This is a genomic window from Jatrophihabitans sp. GAS493 (assembly GCF_900230215.1).
Classification (GTDB): domain Bacteria; phylum Actinomycetota; class Actinomycetes; order Mycobacteriales; family Jatrophihabitantaceae; genus MT45.
The window spans coordinates 1800831-1815182 of the sequence record NZ_LT907982.1; the positions used below are offsets into that span (position 1 = coordinate 1800831).

The 14352-nt window shown below is 66.5% G+C and carries 13 protein-coding genes; 6 read left to right on the plus strand and 7 right to left on the minus strand.

Annotated features, from left to right (window positions below; genetic code table 11):
• Positions 1-10: 10 nt before the first annotated feature.
• Entirely contained in the window at positions 11-1312 is a 1302-nt protein-coding gene (locus tag CPH63_RS08170; RefSeq protein WP_096302445.1) for an NtaA/DmoA family FMN-dependent monooxygenase, read from the plus strand.
• A gap of 104 nt (positions 1313-1416) precedes the next feature.
• On the opposite strand, the gene CPH63_RS08175 is transcribed toward CPH63_RS08170, so the two are convergent.
• Positions 1417-2175, minus strand: a complete 759-nt coding sequence (locus CPH63_RS08175) for an SDR family NAD(P)-dependent oxidoreductase (RefSeq protein WP_096302446.1) — start codon at positions 2173-2175, stop codon at positions 1417-1419.
• A gap of 55 nt (positions 2176-2230) precedes the next feature.
• Here CPH63_RS08175 and CPH63_RS08180 point away from each other — a divergent pair, with 55 nt between their 5' ends.
• Positions 2231-2833 carry a TetR/AcrR family transcriptional regulator gene (locus CPH63_RS08180; RefSeq protein ID WP_096302447.1) on the plus strand — a complete coding sequence of 201 codons (603 nt, stop codon included), beginning with the start codon at positions 2231-2233 and terminating at the stop codon, positions 2831-2833.
• A gap of 327 nt (positions 2834-3160) precedes the next feature.
• On the opposite strand, the gene CPH63_RS22170 is transcribed toward CPH63_RS08180, so the two are convergent.
• Positions 3161-3442 (minus strand): hypothetical protein, encoded by a 282-nt coding sequence (locus tag CPH63_RS22170; protein WP_157749382.1) that lies wholly within the window; start codon positions 3440-3442, stop codon positions 3161-3163.
• Positions 3443-3602: 160 nt separating this feature from the next.
• Here CPH63_RS22170 and CPH63_RS08190 point away from each other — a divergent pair, with 160 nt between their 5' ends.
• Complete coding sequence (locus CPH63_RS08190; protein ID WP_096305022.1) at positions 3603-4187, plus strand: hypothetical protein; 585 nt, start codon at positions 3603-3605, stop codon at positions 4185-4187.
• A gap of 3 nt (positions 4188-4190) precedes the next feature.
• Here the strand turns inward: CPH63_RS08190 and CPH63_RS08195 are convergent, their stop codons facing one another.
• Complete coding sequence (locus CPH63_RS08195; RefSeq protein WP_096302449.1) at positions 4191-4916, minus strand: hypothetical protein; 726 nt, start codon at positions 4914-4916, stop codon at positions 4191-4193.
• Between the two features lie 189 nt (positions 4917-5105).
• On the opposite strand from CPH63_RS08195, the gene glsA reads away from it, so the two are divergent.
• Positions 5106-6350, plus strand: coding sequence for a glutaminase A (gene glsA, locus CPH63_RS08200; RefSeq protein WP_197704632.1), 1245 nt, complete (start codon positions 5106-5108; stop codon positions 6348-6350).
• Here glsA and CPH63_RS08205 read toward each other — a convergent pair.
• Entirely contained in the window at positions 6340-8229 is a 1890-nt protein-coding gene (locus CPH63_RS08205) for a glycoside hydrolase family 15 protein (protein WP_096302451.1), read from the minus strand. The two genes, glsA and CPH63_RS08205, sit on opposite strands and share 11 nt — an antisense overlap.
• Positions 8230-8522: 293 nt before the next feature.
• Here CPH63_RS08205 and CPH63_RS08210 point away from each other — a divergent pair, with 293 nt between their 5' ends.
• Positions 8523-8912 carry a hypothetical protein gene (locus CPH63_RS08210; RefSeq protein ID WP_096302452.1) on the plus strand — a complete coding sequence of 130 codons (390 nt, stop codon included), beginning with the start codon at positions 8523-8525 and terminating at the stop codon, positions 8910-8912.
• 195 nt (positions 8913-9107) lie between these two features.
• Here the strand turns inward: CPH63_RS08210 and CPH63_RS08215 are convergent, their stop codons facing one another.
• From CPH63_RS08215 to CPH63_RS08225, 3 genes are all read right to left on the minus strand, one after another.
• On the minus strand, positions 9108-10496 hold the full coding sequence (locus tag CPH63_RS08215) for an MFS transporter (RefSeq protein WP_096302453.1): 1389 nt from the start codon (positions 10494-10496) through the stop codon (positions 9108-9110).
• A gap of 133 nt (positions 10497-10629) precedes the next feature.
• On the minus strand, positions 10630-12081 hold the full coding sequence (locus CPH63_RS08220; RefSeq protein WP_197704633.1) for a cell wall metabolism sensor histidine kinase WalK: 1452 nt from the start codon (positions 12079-12081) through the stop codon (positions 10630-10632).
• A gap of 14 nt (positions 12082-12095) precedes the next feature.
• Complete coding sequence (locus CPH63_RS08225; RefSeq protein ID WP_096302455.1) at positions 12096-12863, minus strand: response regulator transcription factor; 768 nt, start codon at positions 12861-12863, stop codon at positions 12096-12098.
• Between the two features lie 250 nt (positions 12864-13113).
• On the opposite strand from CPH63_RS08225, the gene CPH63_RS08230 reads away from it, so the two are divergent.
• Entirely contained in the window at positions 13114-14343 is a 1230-nt protein-coding gene (locus CPH63_RS08230; RefSeq protein ID WP_096302456.1) for an acetoin utilization protein AcuC, read from the plus strand.
• The last annotated feature ends 9 nt before the right edge of the window (positions 14344-14352 follow it).

The following is a 14352-nucleotide window of genomic DNA, read 5'->3' on the forward strand; positions in this document are numbered from 1 at the left end:
GAGTAGATCCGTGACAACCGCACCACCCAGAACTCTGAAGACGGTGACCGGCGCGGGGGGCTACCCAGGCCCCTACGAGCTGGCCGTCGACCCGCAGCGCTCGACGCTGGAGACCGCGGTCACCGTCGCTCGACTGGCCGAAGCGGCCCGGATCGACGCGCTCTTCACCGCCGATCTGCTCACCTTCGATGCCCAGGGCAGCATCGGCGCCCAGGAACCGCTGGTTTTTGTGGCCGCGCTGAGCCAGGTGACCTCTCGGATCGGCCTCATCGCCACCGTCTCGACGACATTTCATCATCCGTTCAACCTGGCCCGGCTCTTCGGCACCCTGGACCACGTCAGCAATGGGCGGGCGGCCTGGAACCTCGTGACGTCGGCGATCGGGGAGGAGAACTTCGGCGCCGCGGAGCTGCCGTCCCCGGAGGAGCGCTACGCGCGGGCCGCTGAGTCGCTCGACGTTGTGAACGCGCTCTGGGACAGCTGGCTGCCAGGCGCATTGCGCGCCGGCCCAGACGGTCGGGCGGTATTGGATCGTAGCCGCGTTCGGCCTATCAATCATTCGGGAAAATACTTCGATGTGGCCGGCCCGCTGAACATCCCACCACTTCCCCAGGGGCGACCGGTACAGATTCAGGCTGGACAGTCCGAGGCCGGCCGGGCGCTCGGGGCTCGCTATGCCGAGATCGTCTTCACGTCGCTGCCGACCATCGACGTCGCCCGCGACTTCACCACCCGAATCAGGGCCGAAGCGGCGGCGCATCGCCGCGCCCCGGGACTGCCGTTGATCTTCAGCTCCTTCCATGCCACCTTCGGCGCGACCGAAGCTGAGGCGCAGCGAATCGCCCGCGAGAAGCAGGACTCCATCGACTTCGAACGCGGACGCCTTCAGGTCAGCGACATGCTCGGCGGTGGGGTCGACCTGAGCGACCTTCCGCTGGATCGCAGTATTCCGGCGAGTCTGCTGCCCGACGTCCGCTCGGTGAACCGCCGACGCGGACGGGTCGATATTTTCAGTGGATATGCACGGGCCGGCTACACGCTGCGGCAACTCATCATCGCCGCCCAGGACACCGGCCACTGGGCCATCACTGGCACGCCCGAGCAGTTGGCCGACGCCATCGAGGAGCGGTTCCGACTCGGCGTGCTGGACGTCATCTCGCTCAACGGCCTGGCCGACCCCACGCAGCACGACTTCATCGTCAATGGTCTGCTGCACGAACTGCGCAAGCGCGGCATCGTCGGGACGGACTACGTCGGCGACACGCTACGGGAGAACCTTGGCCTGACGCTGCCCGATCGCTTCGACGACTGACTCGTTGCAGCACCGAAATCGATGCGCGAAACGTCCTGCATATTGAGCGCTATGGCGCGCGATATGCAGGACCTTTGCGTTGCGGCGCTCTTGGCAAGCCGGGGTCAGATGGTGGCGAAGCCGCCGTCGACGACCAGTGTGGCGCCGTGCATATTCGGCGCCGCGTCCGATGCCAGGAAGACCACGGCGGACGCGATCTCATCCGGAGTGCTCATGCGCCCGGATGGGGTTCGGGCCAGTAGCGGAGCCAGGTGCTCGGCGACGGCCGTATTGCGTTCGGTGGCGGTTGGGCCGGGGGCGATAGTGTTGACCCGGACTCCGCGGGCGGCGTACTCCGCGGCCCAGCTCTTGGTGAGGGAGTGAACGGCGGTCTTAGTCGCCCCGTAGAGGGCGGAGTTGGCCATTCCGATCAGCCCATTGATTGAGCCGACGTTTACTACGGCGCCGTAGCCCCGGGCGGCCATCGCTGGAGCGAGTATGCCGGTGAGCAGGAACGGTGCCGTCACGTTCACGGCCAGAGCCCGGGTGATCAGCTCGGCCGGTACCTCAGCGGTTGGGGTTGGGGCGATCAGCTGCGCGGCATTATTCACAAGAATGTCCACTCTGGCGTCGCTGGTCGCCGTCTGGGCTCGCTCGGCCAGGTGCCGGATGGCCACCTCCCCGTCAGCCAGATCCGCCTGCACGAACGTGCCGTGACCGCCGGAGTCGGTGATGCTCTGCACGACCGCGCGGCCACGTGCGGGGTCGCGGCCACTGACCACTACGAAGGCTCCGGCGGCGGCTAGTGCCTGCGCGATGGCGGCGCCGATTCCCCCGGTCGATCCGGTGACGAGTGCGTTGCGATGCAGAAGTGAATGCGTCATGGAACCAGTGTGGCGAGCTAGGATTGGACCAGCAAGTCCAGAAAATGGAGGTGCGATGACGACGACGCTGACGCCCAAGGGCGTCGCCACCAGAGCGCGAATTGTGGCCGGAGCCGCAGCTGAGATTCGCGAACGGGGGCTGGACGCTACCACCCTGGATGATATCCGAGCCCGTACGAACACCAGCAAAAGTCAGCTGTTTCACTACTTTCCGGGCGGCCGGGAGCAGTTACTGTTGGCGGTCGCGGACCACGAGGCAGCCCGGGTACTGGACGACCAGCGGCCTCATCTGGCCAGGTTGACGAGTTGGGCGAGCTGGTATGCCTGGCGCGACGCGGTGGTCGCTCGCTATCGTGCCCAGGGCACCAGTTGTCCGCTCTCCGTTCTCATGACCGAGTTAGGCCGCTCCACCCCGGCGGCTCGAAGGGTCACGACCCAACTCATCCGGCAGTGGGAGGCCGAGATCCTGGCCGGCATCCTCGCCTTGCAGGAAGACGGCGAGGTGGCGGCAACGCTGGATGGACCGCAGGCCGCCCGGGCGCTGATCGCGGGGATTCAGGGCGGCGTCTCGATCATGCTGTCCACTGGTGAGCTCACCCATCTCGAGGCGGCCCTTGACCTGGGCATCGAGCAGCTACGGGGACGTTCTGAGCGTTGACGCCGAAGCGACCAAGTCGAGGTGGTCAATCGATCACGGACATAGCGCACCGGCAGACGCAGCGTTTTCGTAGCAACAGCGAGCGTGATCTGGTGCCTCTGCTCGTCGAGCGTTCCTGGACGACCTTCAGCGAGGCACTCTGATCTCACCGGGAAGAGACGTGACCCCTGAACGCGTGCGGTGTCGACTGGTGCAGTGAGGCATGACTGGAATCTCGACCCCGCTGCGTCCCCTCAGGTGGGTGGCTCTGCTCGCCCTGATCACTGCCGGCTGCTCGTCGCCAGTGCCGATGAGCCGTGCACCGATGATGGGGACCACTGGCTATGCCTATTCGCGACTGACGTGCACGGCACCGACGTCGCTACCCGGAGCGGTCATGCAGGTGATGCTTGCGGATATGGCGATGACGCGGGTGATGGGCGGTACGGCGACCCGGGAAACGCACATGACGCTGGCCGCCTCGCCGATCTCGGCGCCACCCAGTGTGCCGAGGGCGCCGGGACGGGGATCGGCTCCGGCACCGTCTCCTGGGTCACCGTGACGCTGCCGCCCGGCCGCTACGAATTGATCTGCAACCTGCCCAACCGCTATGCCGACGGGATGCGGCAAGCAGTGACGGTTCGCTGAGCGGTGTCGTCGGTGCCCACCGACGTCGGGACATATCCGGGTGGTAGCGGGACCTTCGACCCATCCGCCGGCCCGATCCGCTGACGACCATTGGGTGCACACCGGTCTATCGACCGACCCCCGCGAACCGCAGGAGATGGCAATGCAGCGAAAAGCACTGGACAAGATCGTCAGCTGGATCGGGCTAGCGCTGACCGCCGTGCTGATCGTGGCCGGATGCCTGCTGACCTGGGCCCATTTCTTCGTCGCCGACCAGGTGCGGACCCAGCTCTCCCAGCAGCAGATCTACTTCCCGGCCGCCGGCAGCCCGGCGATCGCGGACCCCGAGTTCGCAGCGATGAAACAGTACGCCGGCCGGCAACTCACTACCGGGGCCCAGGCTCAGGTCTACGCCGACCACTTCATCGCCAATCACCTCAAGGCGATCGGCGGCGGGAAGACCTACTCGCAGCTGAGTGCTGAGGCGCAGGCCAACCCGACGGATGCCAAGCTGGCGGCCACGGTGGACACGATGTTTCGCGGAGAGACGCTTCGGGGTCTGCTGCTCAATGCCTATGCGTTCGCGACGATGGGCGTGATCGCCGGTATAGCGGCCATCGCCGCCTTCCTGGCCGCTGCCGTGATGCTGATTCTCGGAGTGCTGGGACTGGTCCACAGCCGTCGCACCCCGCCCACCGAGAAGATCTTCACGGCGGCGGTCGAACCCGCGCCAGCGCTGGCCGGCTGACCGCTAGCGCGCCTCCGCGGCGATACCGGGCAGATCGGCCACCAAACCCTGGATGTGCTTCTGCCAGACGCTGCGCAGGTCCGCGATCAGCGGTGAATCCTCCGGGATCCGAAGCTCGTCGATGTGAAACGAGCCCGGCCGGTAGATGCCCAGATCGTAGGGCGGCCCGACGGAGAGGTTCGCCGTGGCGGTGCTGATCATCGATCCGATGGCGATCTTCGACGCCGTGTCGAGGTCCACGTGCGAACGAACCGCAAGCTCAAGCATGAACTTTCCATACTTGAGTTCGCCGATCTGAAGGAAGGGACGCTCGTCGGAGGCGCTCGTGTAGTTGCCCTCCGGATATACGAGCAGGATGTCGGGCTCTCCTCCGGCGATCTGACCGCCCAGGATGAAGGTGGCGGTTGCATCGATGCCGGAGGAGAAGGCTCCCTGGTGCTCGCGCAGGACCTGCTGGCTGAGTCGCCCCACGTAGAGCGCCGCTTCGAACATGTGTGAGACGGTGGCCAGACTCTCGGCGCCGCCGTTGAGGTCGCGGTGGATGTAGTCCAGCACCTGCTGGGTCGTCGCGAGATTTCCCGCCGATTCGAGGGCAAAGGCGCGATCAGGGCCGGCGTCGATGACATGGAGCTTTCGGTAGCTTCCGATATTGTCCACGCCGGCATTCGTGCGGGTATCGGCGAGGAACACCAGACCGTCGTCGAGTCGCAGGGCCAAGCAGTACGTCACAGCAGCTCCCAGTGTTGGGTTTTAAGGGGTCGACAGGCAGTAGAGTTCGGGCCCCGAGCAGATGGTAACCGGCTGCGGTAAATGTCTGCGGTAGACGCCAGGATGAACTCTCGGCAAACACTGCGGCGGCGCTGAGAGACGTCCGTCGCCTCGCGGTGTCCAATGACCGTAGACAATGGGAGGTCCGACGTGCCGATTGACCCGGCCGGTGGTGCTGGAAATCCGGTGACCGACGCGCTGGAGGAGGTACTGCGGCGAGCGGCGGAGGTGCAGTCGGGTGCGGTCGCCGACTACATTCCCGAACTTGCGCTGATCGATCCAGAACTGCTCGCGATCTCGGCCACCAGCGTCCTCGGGCATCAATACAGTGCGGGTTCCTCCGAGGCCGAGTTCACGATCCAGTCGATCTCAAAACCGTTTGTGTACGCCCTCGCCCTCGCCGATCTCGGAGTCGAGGAGGTCCACAGCCACGTGGGGTTCGAGCCCAGCGGCGAGCCGTTCAACGCGATCAGTCTCGACCCTGCCGGCCGCCCGGCGAATCCGTTGATCAATGCCGGCGCCATCGTCACCTCTGCCCTCATCGACGCCCCGACGCCACAGGCTCGCTTCGAGCGGATCCGGTCCGTCCTCTCCGCCTTCGCCGGACGCGAACTGCAGCTAGACGAACGGGTCTACGCGTCGGAGTCCGAAACCGGCCACCGCAATCGCGCCCTGGGACACCTCACGCTGGCCGCCGGTGCGCTGCCGCGTGGGGTGGCCGATGCCACCGAGGTCTACTTCCAACAGTGTGCGCTGCTGGTGACGGCGGCCGACCTGGCCATGATGGGAGCAACCCTCGCCAATGCCGGTGTCAATCCAGTGACGAACGTCGAGGTGGTCACCTCCGAGGTGGCCCGCCAGACCCTCTCCCTGATGACCAGTTGCGGGATGTACGACCGGGCCGGCGAGTGGGCGTTCCGGGTGGGGATGCCGGCCAAGTCCGGGGTCGGTGGCGGCATCGTCGCCGTGAAACCTGGACAGTTCGGCGTCGGCGTCTTCAGCCCGCGGTTGGATGAGGCGGGCAACAGCGCGCGCGGGACACGAGCGCTGACCCTGCTCTCGCAGGAGTTCGAACTGAATCTGCTGGAGCATCACCACGCGCCGGCCTCGCCGATCCAGGAACTGGCCGTCACCGCGTCCGGCGGTATGACCGTCTCGCTCCGCGGGGAGATCGACTTCATCGCGGTCGAGCAGCTGGTGCATGACGTCCGGGAGGCGGCCGGTGGCGACCCGGCCGACGCCTCCTCGATCACCATCGACCTCACCGCCGTAACCCGCGTCGGCCTGGCGGCGGCTCGCCTGCTGACCGCGGCGGCCGCCGGACGCTCGGCCTGGGGATCGACCGTTCAGGTCGTTGATCCGTCGCACTTACTGGCGGTCGCACTTACTGGCTGAGGAAGAACGACGCACGGGCGGTGCCGGCGCCGGATGAACGGGGGCGACCGGCGGCCCGGTCGAGTTGGGCGTCCAGCGTCAGGCCGGCATCGATGAGCGCGAGATGGGTGAAGGCCTGCGGGAAGTTGCCGATCTGCTCGCCGGTCGGCGCGATCTCCTCGGAGAAGAGGCCGAGGGGGTTGGCGTAGGTGAGCATCTTCTCGAAGGTGAGCCGGGCGTCATCCAGACGGCCGGAGCGGGCCAGGGCCTCGACGTAGGCAAAGCTGCAGAGCGAGAAGGTGCCCTCAGAGCCGCGGAGCCCGTCCGGTGAGGCCTCCGGGTCGTAGCGGTAGACGAGGCTGTCGGAGACCAGTTCCTCGTCGATCGCGCGCAGCGTCGACAGCCACATCGGGTCCTGCGGCGCGATGAAGCCGACGCGGGCCATCCGAAGTAGCGACGCATCGAGCACCGGCTCGCCGTATTGCTGCACGAACGCTTGACGTTGCGGGTCCCAGCCATGCGTCATGATCTGTTCGTAGATGGCGTCGCGGGCAGTGACCCAGCGCTCGGTCGATGCCGGTCGGCCGTGGTCGGCGGCGAGCCGGATCGCCCGGTCGAAGGCGACCCAGGCCATCAACCGACCGTAGGTGAATCGCTTCCGGCCGCCGCGGGTCTCCCAGATACCCTCCTCGGGCTGGTCCCAGTTGTCGGCCAGCCAATCGACCAGATTGCAGATCGCGACCCAGCCGAGGTGCCCGATCTGCAGTCCGGCCCGGTCCAGCTGATAGACGCTGTCCAGCGCCTCACCGTAGATGTCCAGCTGTAGCTGACTGGCCGCGCCGTTGCCGATCCGGACCGGGGCCGAGCCGCGGTAGCCCTCCCAGTGTTCAAGCGTCTCCTCGCTCAGGTCCGACGAGCCGTCGACGCGGTACATGATGTCCAGTGGCCCGTCGCCGGTGCCGGCCCGCTCCTCGACCCGCCGGCGCAGCCAGAGCCCGAAGCGGGCCGCCTCGTCGATGAAGCCCATGCCGAGCAGGGCCTGGACGGAGAATGACGCGTCGCGAACCCACGTGTAGCGGTAATCCCAGTTGCGCTCGCCGCCGATCTGCTCGGGTAGCGCCGCCGTTGGCGCGGCGACCAGCCCCCCAGTCGGGGCGTAGGTCATCAACTTCAGCGTGATGGCGGAACGGAGCATCTGCTCGCGCCACCGGCCCCGGTAGGTCGACTGTCCGGACCAGTCGCGCCAGAACTGGACCGTGTCGTGGAAATACTCCTCGATCTCGGCCGTCGAGATTGCCCGCGGGGGAGTCGACGTGTTCGTCTCCAGCAGCAACCCCCGGACCTCGCCGGCCCGCAGCGTCAGCGAGAACGCGAGGTCGGAGGCGTCAACGGTCGGCTGCGGCTGCACCCGGGCGTCGCCTGGTTCGCGCACCGCGCTGAGCGTGATGCTGTTGGCCCCGGCCCGAAAGACTGCGCCGTCGTCATTGGTGGTGACGATGTGGCTCTGCCGCCCGTAGTCGAAGCGGGGGGCTATCTCGATCTCGAACGTCATCGTGCCCCGCACGCACCTGAGCATCCGCACGATACGGCGCTGCTCGTTGGCCTCCTCGCCCGTGATGAGCATGAAGTCGACCAGTTCGCCAACGCCGGCATCAGTCAGGAAACGGGTGATCAGCACGGCCGTCTCGGGCAGGTACAGCTGCTTGGTGTCGAACGCGCCACCGACCGGCCGGGTGCGCAGGTGGCCACCGCGTTCGGAATCCAACAGCGCCCCGAAGAGACTGGGTGAGTCGAAGCGGGGGCCGCAGAACCAGTCGATGGTGCCATCGCGGGCGACCAGAGCCGCCGTCTGCAGATCGCCGATCAGGCCGTGACCGGCGATTGGGGGGTAGTCAGTCATCCGAGATCATCCAGTTCTGTTGAGTGCCGCGTGGAGTCGTCGTTGGAGTCACGTCGCTGCCATAACTGCAGGCTAAACCGCGGACCGAAATATCGCGACTGTGATCGTCGCGTCGGGCTCAGCTGATTGGCGGAAACGACAACGCAATCAAATTCCGGCGATTCTATGGTGAGATATCGGCCAAGCGCGTAGCGTGAGCTATGCGTGTCATACGCGGGAGTCCGGTCCGGCCAAGGCCAGACCTTCCTGCGGTTTATGCATATCGGTTTCGGGCGTGTGAAAAGGGGAAATTCATGAACGAAAAGGGCTCCGGCTGGCGAGTCTTTGCCTGCATCATGTTGGGAATTGGCGGCATCATGCGATTCTTCGACGCGATATGGGCGTTCGCCGCACACAATGACCAGACGACGAGTCTGGAGGATGCCCTCTTCGGTCACAGTTTGACGACCTACGGATGGATCTACCTCCTCATCGCCTTCCTGATGATTGTGGCATCTATCGGTGTCGTAGTGGGATCGCAGATCGGTCGTTGGATCGGCATCGTGGCTGGAGCCGTGCTTGCCATCACTGCGGTTTGGTGGATGCCGTACTACCCGGTCTGGTCGCTGACCTATATCGGCATCGGTGTCCTGGTGATTTATGGCCTCGTCGTATATGGCAAGAGTGATGAGGCACTGCTGTAGTCCAACTCCAGCTGCGCATCCCTATCGGTGCGCAATTCTCCGTCGCTCAGCGCTGTGATCTCTGCTTCGCCAAGGACTTCTGCCGGTACCAGTACAGGCAGAAGTCCTTGGCTATTTCATGCCCTTTACGCGCGGGCCCGGACGCTTCTTCGTCTGTGATCTCAGGTTGGCAAGTATGCTCCTTCGAGCGTGTCCTCAGGCCGGTGCCGCCGCCTTTGCTAGCGCGACTTTGGGCAGCATTGTGGCGGCGGCCAGTCCGATGACTCCGGCGGCGGCCAGCGCGACCATCGCCGCCGCATAGCCGCCGTGGCTGAGGTCGGAGACCAGGATGGTGCCGGCTATCGCGGTGCCGAACGAGGACCCGAGATTGGAGATGCAGCGCGAGAGTCCGGAGATCTCACCCTGGAGATCCTCGGCAAAGCTCCCCTGCACCACGTTCACGGATGGGGTGAGCATCGCGCCCAGACCGAATCCGATCAGCAGCAACCCCGGGGCGAACCCCCATGGACCGGTCGAGCCGCTCACCATCACGATGAGGACCGCGATTCCGGCGATCGTCACCACGAAGCCGAGCAGGATGAGCGTCCGTTGGGCCAGCCGCTTGGCAAACCATTCAGCGCCGAGCGAGGACGCGAGAAGACCCAACGTCGCGGCGGTGAAGATGACGCCGGTCTGGATGGCGTCGTAGCCGCGTACCACCTGCAGGTAGGTGGCGACGGTGAAGGACGTGCCGAGCAGGATGAGCCACTGCGCGTTCTGGGTGACGAGCGCGAGATTGGAGGTGCGGTTGGCGAAGAGTGCGGTAGACAGCAGCGGCTCCTGGCCGGCCCGCTCCTTGCTGCGGATCCACCAGAAGAACGAGGCCAGCACCGCGGCGCCGGCCACCATCAGCCCCAGCATCAACAGTCCGTTGTTGTCGGCGGCCAGAATCCCCATGACGAACAGCACCAGACCGAGCCCGGACAGGACCGCGCCAGTCACGTCGAACGGACGTGTCGGATCGGCTGGCACCGGGTCTTCGATCCCACGGCTGAGCACGATGATTGCGACGATGACGAGGGCCTGGAAGATGAAGGCGCCCCGCCAGCTGATCGCCGAAGTGATGAGACCACCGATGAGCGGGCCGGCGGCGGCGCCGACGCCACCGAGCGCACTGATCACGCCGAAGGCGCGCGCCCTGGAGGTGACTTCAGTGAAGAAGAGCGTCGTCAGGATGTAGACCGGAGGGATCAGCAGCGCGGTGCCGATCCCCTCCAAGATCGAGTTGCCCAGGATGAGCACGCCGAGACCGGGTGCGAGTGCACTGAGCACCGCACCGACCCCGTAAACCACCAGACCTACCGTGAAGCAGCGGGTACGCCCGTAACGGTCGGTGAGCTTGCCGCCCGGGATCATCAGTGCGGCCATCACCAGCAGGAAGAGCGTGATCGCCGTCTGGATGCCCTGCACCGTGGTGTCCAGATCCCGGCTCATGTCGTTGATCATCACGTTCATGTTCGAGCCGGCGAAGCTGCAGATGAATTGAGCCAGCGCCAGGGGTAACAGAATCCGGCGCGCCGGACTCGCGTTCGGCTGCCCGGTCATCTCAAATCCAGCAAGGGTGCGACCGCCTCTGAGTCAGGCCGGCGGGATCTCCGCACTGGTCGCCCACGCGGGTGCGGGGCACGGCTTGCCGGCTGCTAGCTCGGATACTCCCGGTCGGCGGTGGCACTCGGCATCATCCGTATGGGATGACGGCCCCCCGCAAGGCGATCGTGAGGGCGAAGAGCGTCGCCCCCGGCCGGCTCGTCACGGTCACCGTGGCGTCATGGGCGCGGGCAATCGCCGCGACGATCGCCAGGCCCAACCCGCCCTCGCCGCCCCGGTGCGCGCGTGAGGTGTCGCCCCGGGCGAAACGCTCGAAGATGTGGGGCAGGAACTCCGGCGCGATGCCCGGCCCGTCGTCGCAGACGGTGGCGATTGCGCACCCGTCCTCCTGGGTCAGCCGCACCGTGATCCTGGTTCCGGCCGGCGTGTGCTCCACGGCGTTGGCGATCAGGTTGACCACCAGTTGACGTAGCGAGGATTCGTCGCCGGTGACGACCGTCTCCTCCTCCGGGAGGTCCAGATTCCACTCGTGGTCGGGGCTCAGTGCTCGACCGTCGATCACCGCATCGAGCAGGATGCGGGTGAGGTCGACGGACGCGTGGCGTAGCGGCCGACCGGAGTCGAGGCGAGCCAGCAGCAGCAGATCCTGCACCAGATCGCCCATCCGGGCCGACTCGGCGCGGATTCTGCTCAGCGCCTCCGCGGCGCTATCGGAGAGCGTGGACTCCGTCATCTCGATGTACTCGGCGTGGCTGCCGATGACGGCGACCGGGGTGCGCAGTTCGTGACTGGCGTCGGCGACGAAGTGCCGCAGCAGGTCTTCGCTGGCCTGCCGCTCGGCGAAGGCACCTTGGAGGTGCTGCAGCATCCGGTTGACGGCGTCGGTGAGCTGTCCGATCTCGGTGCCGGGCGCCTCGTTCACCAGTGGCTCGGGTAGCTGCACCTCGCCCCGCCCCAGCGGCAGATCGGTGACCCGTCGAGCGGTGCGGGAGATGCGCTCCATCGGTCGCAGGGTGAGGCGGATGGAGAACGCAGCGACGATGCCGGTCAGCAGCAGCGCGACGGCAAAGACGATGACCTCGATCAGCATGAACCGCGCGATCGTCTCCTCGACCGGGTGCTTCGGAAGGCCGGCCACCTGCAGGTCGCCATCCTGCCCGGCGGTGACGACGACCCGGTACTCGCCTAGATCAGGTAGGTGGACGTCACGCGCCCCGCCGACGGGCAGGGTGGCGATCACCGCCTGGTCGCGGGCCGAGACCGACTGGGTGCTGGAGTCGTCGGCGATGATCCCGGCCGCCGTGACCTGGCCGTTGAGAATGCGGGCGCCGAGTGTCCCGACCGGCTGGCCGACCACCGAGGAGAAGCCGCCGTTGTCGGCGTCATGATCGTTTGAGTGCTCGAGCGACACCGAGTAACGGTTGCCGGCCGCCACCAGCTGCTGATCGAGCTTCCCCACCAGATACGTGTGCAGCGCGATCGACGTGGCGAAGATGAGTGCGAGCGAGCTCGCCAGCAGCAGGCCGAGCACCACCAGCAGCAGCTGGCGACGCAGGCTGAGTCCGCGAAACCAGCCTCGCAATCGGGTCATCATGTTCACGTCGCCGGGCCGGCGTCGCTCGCCGAGGCAGCGATGTCATTGCTGGCGGGTTTCAGGACGTAGCCGATGCCCCGGACCGTGTGGATCATCGGGGCCCGGCCGGAATCGATCTTGCGTCGCAGGTAGCTGATGTAAAGCTCAACGACGTGACCGCCTCCGCCGAAGTCGTAGCTCCACACCCGGTCGAGGATCTGAGCCTTCGAGAGCACTACCCGGGGATTTCGCATCAACAGCCGAAGCAGCTCGAACTCGGTGGCGGTGAGATCGATGAGGGTGTCGTGGCGGCGGACCTCACGGGCCTCCTCGTCCATCGTCAGGTCGCCGACGCGCAGGCCGTCCATGCCGTCGGCACGGGTCAGCCCGGCCCGGCGAACCAGGCCGCGCAGCCGCGCCGACACCTCCTGAAAGCTGAACGGCTTGGTTACGTAGTCGTCGCCGCCGGCGGTGATTCCGGCGATCCGGTCCTCCAGCGAGTCCTTGGCGGTCAGAAACAGCACACTCACCGACGGGTTCTCCTCCCGGAGTCGCTTCAGCACGTCGAGGCCACTGATGTCGGGCAGCGTCACGTCGAGGACAACCACGTCGGGCCTGAACTCCCGCGCCAGCCGGATGGCCGTCGTCCCGTCGGCGGCCTTCTCGGCCTGCCAGCCGTCGAAGGTCAGCATTCGCACCAGCACATCGGCCAGGTTGGGTTCGTCCTCTACGACCAGGGCCCGCAGGGCCGCCCCGTGGAGTCCCTGCAGTGGGGGCGATTTGAGCGTCACGCAGCCAGCATGACCGACCGCTCGCGCTCCACGCCGGTTTTCTACCTCTGAATTTCCTCTCAACTTCGACTACATCACCTCTGGAGCTGCTCTGGATATCGGCCGCATGTCTGGAGCTCTGTGCCGAAGACAGCCCTAAAGGCTCCCGCCGACGGTCCTTTCGGCCCTGTGCCATGGAAGGGCCGCCAGCTGATAATGGGGGCGAATCTTCGGACATTCCCAGGAAGAAGAGGGGCAGGAGGAGTTCGACATGGCAGAGGGGAGAGTGACGAACGAGCGGCGCGATCGGATCCGACCGCGCGGATGTCGGGCCAGCGTCGTCTGGGATGACGGTTACCTCGACTACGACTTCGGCGACCATCCGTTGAACCCGGTCCGTCTGGAGTTCACGATCGCCCTGGCCCGTGAACTCGGGGTGCTCGACCAGCTCGAGATGATCGGGCCGACGACCGCGACCGACAGTGAGCTGCTGACCGTGCACAGCGCGGCTTACCTTCAGGCCGTCCGTGATGCCAGCGATAACCCGCAGTATCGCGGCTATGGTCTCGGCACCGACGATGACCCGATATTTTCGGGGATGTTCGCTGCGTCGGCGCTGATCGCCGGCGGCTCGCGGCGCGCCGCGCTGGAGGTGTGGAGCGGCCGGGTGCAGCATTCGGTGAATATCGCCGGCGGCCTGCACCACGCGATGCGCTCCAACGCCGCAGGCTTCTGCGTCTTCAACGACGTGGTGCTGGCGATCCGAACGCTGCTCGCCGCCGGCGCGCAGCGGGTGGCCTACGTTGACGTCGACGTTCATCACGGCGACGGGGTTCAGGTCGCGTTCTACGACGATCCGCGCGTGCTGACGATCAGCCTCCACCAGGATCCGCGGACGCTGTTTCCCGGGACGGGCTTTCCCGGTGAAACGGGAACCGGGGCCGCGGACGGTACGGCGATCAACGTCGCGCTGCCGCCGGGGACCGCAGACCGCGGATGGCTACGGGCCTTCGACGCGATCGTCCCGGCTGCGGTTCGCGCGTTCGGTCCGGACGTCCTGGTGACCCAGTGCGGCTGCGACACTCATCACGAGGACCCGCTGGCCAACCTCAAGCTCTCCGTCGACGGGCAGCGTGAGGCCATCGCCCGCCTGCACGCGCTGGCCCATCAGTCAGCAGAGGGTCGCTGGGTCGCGCTCGGTGGCGGGGGCTACGGACTGGTTCGCTGCGTGCCCCGGACCTGGACGAATCTGATCGCCGAGGCGGCTGGCGCGCCGATCGATCCGGCCACTCCCATACCGGCCGCGTGGCAGGATTTCCTGCGCCGCCGCGGCGTCAGTTCCGAACTCCCCGCGCACCTCGGCGAAGCGCCGGCGCCGAGCGAGGAGCCGGTCGGGGAGTGGCAGCCGGGAGGCGAGTCGCGACTGGATCGCTCGATCGCCGCGACCAGGCTGGCCACCTTCCCGCTCCTCGGGCTCGATCCGCACGATCCGCGGGATTGAGCTGAGGGC